8 protein-coding genes are annotated in these 8,269 nt (G+C 65.6%); 5 read left to right on the top strand and 3 right to left on the bottom strand.

Features of this window, described 5'->3' with window-relative positions; all coding sequences use genetic code 11:
- The 3 genes from VFZ97_16560 to VFZ97_16550 form a co-directional block, all read left to right on the top strand.
- On the top strand, positions 1-399 hold a 399-nt coding region (locus tag VFZ97_16560; protein ID HEX6395047.1), incomplete at its 5' end, for an isocitrate lyase/phosphoenolpyruvate mutase family protein.
- Between the two features lie 9 nt (positions 400-408).
- Positions 409-2,109, top strand: coding sequence for a SulP family inorganic anion transporter (locus tag VFZ97_16555; protein ID HEX6395046.1), 1,701 nt, complete (start codon positions 409-411; stop codon positions 2,107-2,109).
- A 40-nt stretch (positions 2,110-2,149) separates the two neighbouring features.
- A complete protein-coding gene (locus tag VFZ97_16550; protein ID HEX6395045.1) occupies positions 2,150-3,151 on the top strand; it encodes a zinc-dependent alcohol dehydrogenase family protein in 1,002 nt (333 codons plus the stop codon).
- Here the strand turns inward: VFZ97_16550 and VFZ97_16545 are convergent.
- Positions 3,135-4,388 carry an MFS transporter gene (locus tag VFZ97_16545; GenBank protein HEX6395044.1) on the bottom strand — a complete coding sequence of 418 codons (1,254 nt, stop codon included), beginning with the start codon at positions 4,386-4,388 and terminating at the stop codon, positions 3,135-3,137. The two genes, VFZ97_16550 and VFZ97_16545, sit on opposite strands and share 17 nt — an antisense overlap.
- 7 nt (positions 4,389-4,395) lie before the next feature.
- Positions 4,396-5,130, bottom strand: a complete 735-nt coding sequence (locus VFZ97_16540) for a TIGR02206 family membrane protein (protein ID HEX6395043.1) — start codon at positions 5,128-5,130, stop codon at positions 4,396-4,398.
- 239 nt (positions 5,131-5,369) lie between these two features.
- Here VFZ97_16540 and VFZ97_16535 point away from each other — a divergent pair, with 239 nt between their 5' ends.
- Positions 5,370-5,729, top strand: coding sequence for a hypothetical protein (locus tag VFZ97_16535; protein ID HEX6395042.1), 360 nt, complete (start codon positions 5,370-5,372; stop codon positions 5,727-5,729).
- Positions 5,726-5,926, top strand: coding sequence for a DUF6186 family protein (locus tag VFZ97_16530; protein ID HEX6395041.1), 201 nt, complete (start codon positions 5,726-5,728; stop codon positions 5,924-5,926). Before VFZ97_16535 ends, VFZ97_16530 begins: the two co-directional genes overlap by 4 nt.
- A gap of 10 nt (positions 5,927-5,936) precedes the next feature.
- Here VFZ97_16530 and VFZ97_16525 read toward each other — a convergent pair whose 3' ends face one another.
- The gene (locus VFZ97_16525; protein ID HEX6395040.1) at positions 5,937-8,267 is read right to left on the bottom strand and encodes a sodium-translocating pyrophosphatase; all 2,331 of its coding nucleotides are present in this window, start codon (positions 8,265-8,267) and stop codon (positions 5,937-5,939) included.
- Positions 8,268-8,269: the final 2 nt, after the last annotated feature.

The following is an 8,269-nucleotide window of genomic DNA, read 5'->3' as shown; positions in this document are numbered from 1 at the left end:
GCTCACGCCGGCGACCTCCATTTCGTCGTCACCGCCCGGTGCGAGAACTATCTCCGCAACCGCCCGGACCTCGCTGCGACGATCGCCAGGTTGCAGTCGTTCCAGGAGGCCGGTGCCGATGTTCTGTACGCCCCAGGGATCACCGATCCGGGCGACATCCGGTCGTTGGTCGCCAGCGTCGACCGTCCGGTCAACGTTCTCGCAATGCCTTCAGTTCCGCCCGTCGAGGACCTGGCCGCGGCGGGGGTGGCTCGGGTCTCTGTCGGATCGGCCTTGGCGAACGTGGCGCTCGGCGCCGTGGTCCAGGCCGCTTGCGAGCTAAAGAAAAGGGGCACGTACGCGTTCTGGTCGCTTGCCGCGGAGGGATCTACCGCCGCCAGGTCGGCGTTCCGGACCTGAAGCCGGTTGATGGCAGCGATAGCCAAGCTGCGCGCGTCGCATCCCTGGGTACTGACGTCGCTGCATGGTTACGAGACGTCCTGGATACGGCCGGACGCGATAGCGGGGTTGACCCTCCTCGCCATCGCGATCCCTGAGCAGCTGGCGACGTCGCGGCTGGCAGCAATGCCACCGATCACCGGCCTCTACGCGTTCATCGCCGGAACAGTCATGTTCGCGCTTCTCGGATCGAACCCACACCTGTCAGTCGGCGCCGACTCAACCACTGCGCCCCTATTCGCAGCGGCAGTCGGCGGGATCGCAACTGCGGGTTCCTCGAGGTATGTGGATCTGGTCGGGATCCTCGCGGTGATGGTCGGACTCTTCGTCGTGCTCGTGGGGATAGCCCGCCTCGGCTGGATCGCCGAGTTCCTCTCCGTACCCATCATCACCGGGTTCCTGGCCGGCATCGCTGTCGTGATCGTCATACACCAGCTTCCCGACTTGTTCGGTATCTCGTCGGCCACTGGATCCAACCTTCACAGGATCAGGTACAGCTTCGGTCACCTTGGCAGTGCGAACGGGTGGGCAGTCGGAATCGGATTGGTTGTATTCGCGACGATCATCGGCTTGGAGAGAATTGACCGACGGTTGCCGGGCGCACTTATAGGCATGGTCGGATCGACTGTCGTCGTGGCTGCGCTCGACCTGAAGAGCCATGGAGTCGCGGTGCTCGGCACCGTCGCACACAAGGCTCCCCATTTTGGGCTGGAAGGCGTCAGCTGGACGGCTCTGGGAAAACTCGCCCCGATCGCGGGACTGGTGGCCCTTATCGTGGTTTCCCAGTCGGCAGCGACCACGCGAGCCTTCTCGGAGAGCGGCAGCTACGACGTCGACGTCAACCGGGACTTCGTCGGCGTGGGAGCGGGCAGCCTGCTGGCCGGTTTGTCGGGATCATTCCCGGTCAACGCCAGCCCCCCACGAACAGCGGTGGTGGAGAGTGCGTCAGGCCGAACACAATTGGCCGGACTTGGCGCGGCAACTGCCGTCGTCGTTCTGATTCCGGCTTCGGGGCTCTTGAAAGACGTTCCGCTTGCGGCGCTGGCCGGAACGTTGCTGTACGTCGCTGTTCGCCTGTTCCGGGTGCGCGATCTGATCTCGATAGGCCGCTTCAGCCTTGTTGAACTCGGTTTGGCACTCGTCACCCTCCTGACCGTGACGCTCGTCGGCGTCGAGCAGGGAATCGGGGTGGCCGTGGGGCTCGCGATACTCGAACGCACACGCCGCACTGCCCGACACAATCTCCACGTCCTCGGCCGAGTCGTGGGAACGACCAGTTGGACTCTGGTCCACAGCGACGAAAGGACGGAGCAAGTCGACGGAGTACTTGTGGTCTTGTTCGCCACTCCGCTGTGGTACGCGAACGCAGATCTCTTCCGGGCACAGTTCCTTAGCACCTTGTCCGAGACGGGACGTCCGATCAAGCTCGTCGTGCTCGACGCCATCGGGATGGCTGACATCGATTACACCGGTGCTCGGGCTCTCGCTGAAGTCCTTGATCACCTGCAGAAGTCGAACATCGCGCTCTACATCGGCCGGGGGAGCCAGAACGTCCGAGAGAGCCTCGTTCGAAGCGGGCTGATGGCACGCATAGGCGAGGATCATTGGTACCCCGTCGTCGACCAGGCAGTCAGTGACTTCGCGCCCGGGCTCCCCGGGGCGGCAGGATGACCTAGCGTCTCGACTGAACCTCTCGGACGGAGGAGGAAGCGTGCTCGCCTGGGTTGTCGACCGTCCTGCGCCAATCGACGACAAGCCACTCAAGGTCGTCAAACGAGACGAACCCTTACCGGGCCCCGGCCAGGTCCGCGTTCGGGTCCTCGCCTGCGGAGTCTGCCGTACGGACCTCCACCTGGCCGAAGGCGATCTGGTTCCGCGGCGTCACGGAGTTACGCCCGGTCACGAGGTGGTAGGAGTGGTCGACGCGCTCGGCGCGGGAGCGAATCGCTTCAAGATAGGCGACCGGATCGGCATCGCCTGGCTGAGGCATACGTGCGGTACGTGCCGGTTCTGCCGTTCAGGCCGGGAGAATCTCTGCGTGTCCCCTCTCTTCACCGGCTGGGACGAGGATGGAGGTTTCGCGGAGTACGCGGTCGTAGACGAGGGGTACGCCTACTTCCTTCCGCCGGGCTTTTCGGATGTCGAAGCCGCACCCTTGCTGTGCTCAGGGATCATCGGTTACCGCGCACTCCGCAGGGCGAACCTCCCACGGTTCGGCCGGCTTGGCATCTACGGCTTTGGGGCATCGGCTCATCTAGCGGCCCAGATCGCGATCAAAGAGGGAGCCACCGTCCACGTTCTGACCAGGTCGGCGGAGGCTCGCCGGCTGGCCCTCGATCTCGGCGCCGCATCGGCGAGAGATTCGACCGACCCGCCGCCTGAACCTCTCGATGCGGCCATCCTCTTCGCCCCGGTTGGGACTCTCGTTCCCGTGGCCTTGGGAGCTCTCGACCGAGGGGGCACGTTGGCGATAGCCGGAATCCATCTCAGCGACATTCCGTCTCTCGATTACCGAAGACATCTCTTCGAGGAGCGGATCCTCACGAGCGTGACGGCCAACACGCGGGCTGACGGCGAGGAGCTGCTCCTCGCGGCGGACCGGCTGCATCTCCACGTCACCACGACGTCGTACGAGCTCGAAGGTGTCGACCAAGCGCTCTCCGACGTGGCGCATGACAGGATCACCGGTGCCGCCGTCATAAGGGTGGGTTGAGCTGCTCGAGTTCGCGGCCGCGCGTTTCAGGAAGCAGCCAGAACAAGCCGGCGGCCACCGCGGCCGGAAGGAACGTGACGGTTGCCGCCAGGGCAAACTGGTTTCGCACGTCTGCGACCGCCCCGAAGGTCACCAGCCCGACCGCGGCGCCGACGACACCCGCTGCTATCCACCAGCCCGCTACAGACCCTCGCACCGAGGTCGGAAAGAGTTCGTTGACGAGCGCGCCGACAGCCGGGGCGAGGATCGAACCGGTCAGTACGCCAAACGAGTAGCCGACGATCAGTGCCGCTCCCGATCCGGAGTAGGCGACGACCGCAAACAAAGCGATGCCGACCATGCCGAATGACGCGGTCGCCCGCCTGCCAATGTTGTCCGCCAACCACTGGCCAACGAACAACCCGATGAGCCCGGCGGCTCCAGCCCCCACCACCATCAGTGCGGTGACGTAGCCGGGTTGGCGAACGATGTTCTCGGCATAGAGAAACGCGAATCCGTTCGCAGGGCCGGTGATCACCGACAAGGTGAACGCAAGAGCCGCGACGACAGCAAGCCGGCGGCGAAAGTTACGGCCCACTCCGCCGAATACGGGGAACCGTCGCTCTCGATTTGCAGCGGCCAGGAACCGGTCGGGCTCTGCTATCCATCGCCTCAACAAGCCGAGACCGGCCAGCGGCACCAACGCGAGGGCGAACAAGCCTCTGAAGCCGAGCCAACCGAGGCCCACACTGTGCGTGATCGCCGTCAGCCCCGCTCCGACTCCGTAACCCGCCGCCACCAAAGCAACCGCCCTGGATCGATTCTCGGTGTCGGTCTGCTCCGCTGCGCAGACCTGTGCCACCGCGTCCGCACCGCTGAGAAGAGGACGACCCAACGCGAAGATCGCAACGAACCACCAGTAGCTAGGGCTCGCCGCTGCGAGCGCGGTCAGCCCCAAGCCACCCGCCAACGTCGCCAGCAGCAGTCGCCGCCGGCCGAATCGATCAGCCAAGGCCGCCACCGGCAGACCACCTAACGACGCCAGGCGGATGATGGCGAGGCCCGCGCCAAGCACCGTTGCCGAGAGGCCGGCCTGCTCTGCGACCGTCGCTCCGTGGGTGACCTGGCCGAACCCCTTGGCAACGTCGCCCAAAGCAGCAACCGCACCAAATTGTCCGAAACCCCCCGCCAGCGCGGCCAGCGCGACCCCGACGGTGACCCGATCGTTCCATCGGTGAAGTCGGAGCGCGGTGGTCACATGAACCTCAGCCCGTCGCCACCGGTCTATGACGGCTTCCGAAGTATCGGGGCGATAGCTCTCGGCCCTCGTGGCGAACGCGCCAGAACGGCAAGTCCAAGATCACCAGAAGCGGCAGGGCGACTCCCGCAGCGCCCACCACATACCAGGGCCAAGCGCCCAGCAACCTCAGCACCGTCCATTCGGTCGGCGGGCTGCTGAGGAACATGTAGTTCGACCCGGTCAGCCAATCGACCGCGCCGACAAATGCCGTGTACGCCGCCGTCACCGCGAATATCCGTCCTATTGCGCCGGCCCGAGGCACCAAACCCATTCCAATCACCAGGAACAAAGCGGCAACCACGATGCCCAGGTGACCCGCCACGTACTCGAAGAAGACGAGGTGGGGGAACCCGGAGCTCAGATCGGGCGTCAAGACTCCTTGCAGCGTTCCCGCCAATCCCCAGAAATAGGTGAGCTCTACCAGCAGAGGGACCCGCCACCAGCATGCGGAGGACGCGACCGGCACTCCCACGTTGCACAGCGCCAAGGGCAGTGAGGTGGAAGCCGACCAGGTTCCGGCCACGACCAACCCGATCGAGTACACCACCGCGTCGGCAAGAAGCAACGACCCGATGATCCGGGCGGCGACCACTCTCCAGGGACCTGGTCTTCGCTTGGCGCCTCTGCACAACAGCACGCACCCGGCGGCCACCAGCACCACGGAGGACCAGTACGGCCCAGCGGAGACGACGGCCGCCATAGCTGTCAGGTTCCTCCTCGGTCAGGTTCTGGGCACATGCATTTCGGGCACATACACCACATACATATAGAAAACTATGGCTGCGGTCCGGTCGCCCGGAGAGGCGAATGTCCTATCTCAGTGAAGCGCAGGGAAGTCGGCGACACACAACGCGGAGCGAATCCCGTGGCGCGTCCTTCAAGGGGGCCCGGGCGAACGCCCTAAGAACCGCTCTCCTCATCTGCACAGCGGCGGAGCTGGTGGAGGTTTACCGTTCCAAGCCCTTTACCTGGTCAGCCGACCTGGTTGTGGCCCTCGCCCTGTGCGCGTTGATCGCGACCGTCGCGATCCAACGCTTGTCGCACTCCACTCCCGCGATCGTCGCCCGTCGGTCCAGAGGACATGAGGCATCGACCGACGGCCGCCGGCGGCGGTGGCTGCTCTGGGTGGCGCCGCTCGGGGCCACCGCTGGATGGGAGTTGTTCTGCTACACCGCTTCGCCGCGGTTGGCTCATCCGACGTTGAGCTCCGTGCTCGACGGCGTTGACGGGAGCCCCGCCGGAAGAGCAAGCGCGTTCGCAGGGTGGGCGCTCCTCGGCTGGTACCTGGTCACACGATGAGCTGGCGATCGACATCGTTCATCGTCTGGGCTGCAGTCGGGCTCGCCGTGCTCGGCACCCAGGTGACCGCGATCGCGTCTCGCGGCCGCCTGCCTACCGCCGACGCTCTGTTCCGCGGGATCACGAGTACCCGGCTCGGGCGAGCCGGGTTACTCGTTGCTTGGATGTGGCTCGGCTGGCACAGCTTCGCCCGATGAGCGAACCGGTTCAGTCGGCGGCCGCGACGGTTTCCGCGGCGGATGGCTCGATCGGCGCGTCGTCGATGCCACCCGTCTTCCGCTTCGAGAAGGCCACGCCGGCGAGGATGACGACGGCGGCGCCGGCTGCGATCACGGAGCGCACGGCGGTGTGGTTCTGGAGGCTGATGATGGCCGGCAGGATGAGAAGGCTCACCAGGTTCATCACCTTGATCAGCGGGTTGAGGGCCGGCCCGGCGGTGTCCTTGAACGGGTCGCCGACGGTGTCGCCGATGACCGCCGCCTTGTGAGCCTCGGAGCCCTTGCCCCCCTCGTGTCCATCCTCGATGTACTTCTTCGCGTTGTCCCACGCGCCGCCGGAGTTGTTGAGGAAGTTCGCCATCAGCTGACCGGTCAGGATGGTCCCGGCGAGGAACGCGCCGAGGGCAAGGTCACCGATCCCGAAGCCGACCACAACCGGCGACAGGACCGCCAGCAGGGCCGGCGTCGCCAGCTCGCGTTGCGCGGCGGCGGTGCAGATGTCGATCACCCGGCCGTACTCGGGGCGCTCGGTGTAGTCCATGATCCCGGGATGCTCGCGGAACTGCCGGCGGACCTCCTGAACGACCGTTCCAGCGGACCGTCCGACCGCCCGGATCGCCAGCGCCGAGAAGAGGAACGCGATCGATCCGCCGATGAGCAGGCCGATGAACGTCTTGGGGTTGGCGACGTTGATGATGGTCTGCGACACGGACGTGAAGAGTGCGTTGCCGGACCCGGTTATGCCCTTCGCGTTCTCCGAGATGGTCTGGATGTAGCTGGCGAATAGGGCCACCGCGGCGATGACAGCCGAACCGATCGCGAATCCCTTCGTGATCGCCTTGGTGGTGTTGCCGACGGCGTCGAGGCTGACCATGATCCGCTCGGGCTCTCCCTGGAACTCGCCGCTCATCTCCGCGATGCCAGCGGCGTTATCGGAGACCGGGCCGAAGGTGTCCTCGGAGACCACGATGCCGGCGTTGGACAACAGCCCGAGCCCGATGAGCGACACGAGGTACAGCTCGTACTGAATTCGGCCTTGACCGAGCGCGATCCCGACCACGATCGCGATGACGATCGCGATGATCGCCGGGACAGCCGATTCCAGGCCGGCGCTCACGCCCGAAAGGACGGTTGTGGCGGGTCCGGTACGAGCCGACTGAGCGATCTCCCTTACCGGCGAGGTTTCGGTCGACGTGTAGTACTCGGTGATCCGGCTGACCACCTGGCCGAGGATGACCCCCGTTGTCACGGCCCAGAATACGCGCCAGTTGTGGACGTACAGCCCGGCTACGAGCGCCGTGCCTCCGACCGTCAGGACGGCGGAGGTGAGCAGCCCTCGGTTGATCGGCGCCATGGCGGTGCGGTCCTTGCCCGAGGCGCGGACGACAAAAACGCCGATGATCGAAGCCAGGATGCCTATGGCCGGAACGATGAGCGAGAACACCAGGCCGACTTGACCCTTGGTCGGGAAGGCGGTGTTGGCGAGGATGAGGGTCGCGACGAGGATGACGATGTAGGACTCGAACAGGTCGGCGCCCATGCCTGCGCAGTCCCCCACGTTGTCGCCGACGTTGTCGGCGATGGTCGCCGCGTTGCGGGGGTCGTCTTCGGGGATACCCGCCTCGACCTTGCCCACCAGGTCGGCTCCGACGTCAGCTGCCTTGGTGAAGATGCCGCCGCCGACGCGCATGAACAGCGCGAGCAGCGAGCCGCCGAATCCGAATCCGATGAGGGTAGCGGTCGCGGTGTTCTGGGCGAGCATCACGATGATCGTCGCCCCCAGCAGGCCGAACCCGACGACGAAGAGGCCGGTGATCGCCCCAGTCCTGAACGCGACCTTGAGCGCCGCCGGGAGCGAGCCGTCACGGGCAGCCGCGGCAGTCCGGACGTTGCCGCGGACCGCCGAACTCATGCCGATGTACCCGGCGAGGCCGGACAGCGTGGCCCCGACCAGGAAGGCGATCGCCCTGAAGAGCCCGGAGAGCCCGTACGACAGGACGGTGTGCTTGGTCGTGACCCCGTTGACGGTCACCGTCCGGGTGACCCTGCTTGCGGTGACGAACACCAGGATCGCCAAAGGGACGACGATGATCCCGATCACCCGGAACTGGCGAGTCAGGTACGCCTGCGCACCTTCCTGCACCGCCTTGGCGATGTTGATCATCGAAGGCGTCCCCTGATCGGTGGCCAGCATCGATCGTAGGAGCAGGAACCCGGTGGTGATCGATATCACCGCGCACGCGGCGGCAAAGATCAGCCAGGCCCACTCGGCGTTGTGGAGGTGGAACGGCTGATAGCCGCCCTCAGCGATGAGTCGCATGA

The organism is Acidimicrobiales bacterium (genome assembly GCA_036378675.1).
In the GTDB taxonomy this organism is placed as follows: Bacteria; Actinomycetota; Acidimicrobiia; order Acidimicrobiales; family Palsa-688; genus DASUWA01.
This window is presented reverse-complemented; position numbering and strand designations above follow the sequence as displayed.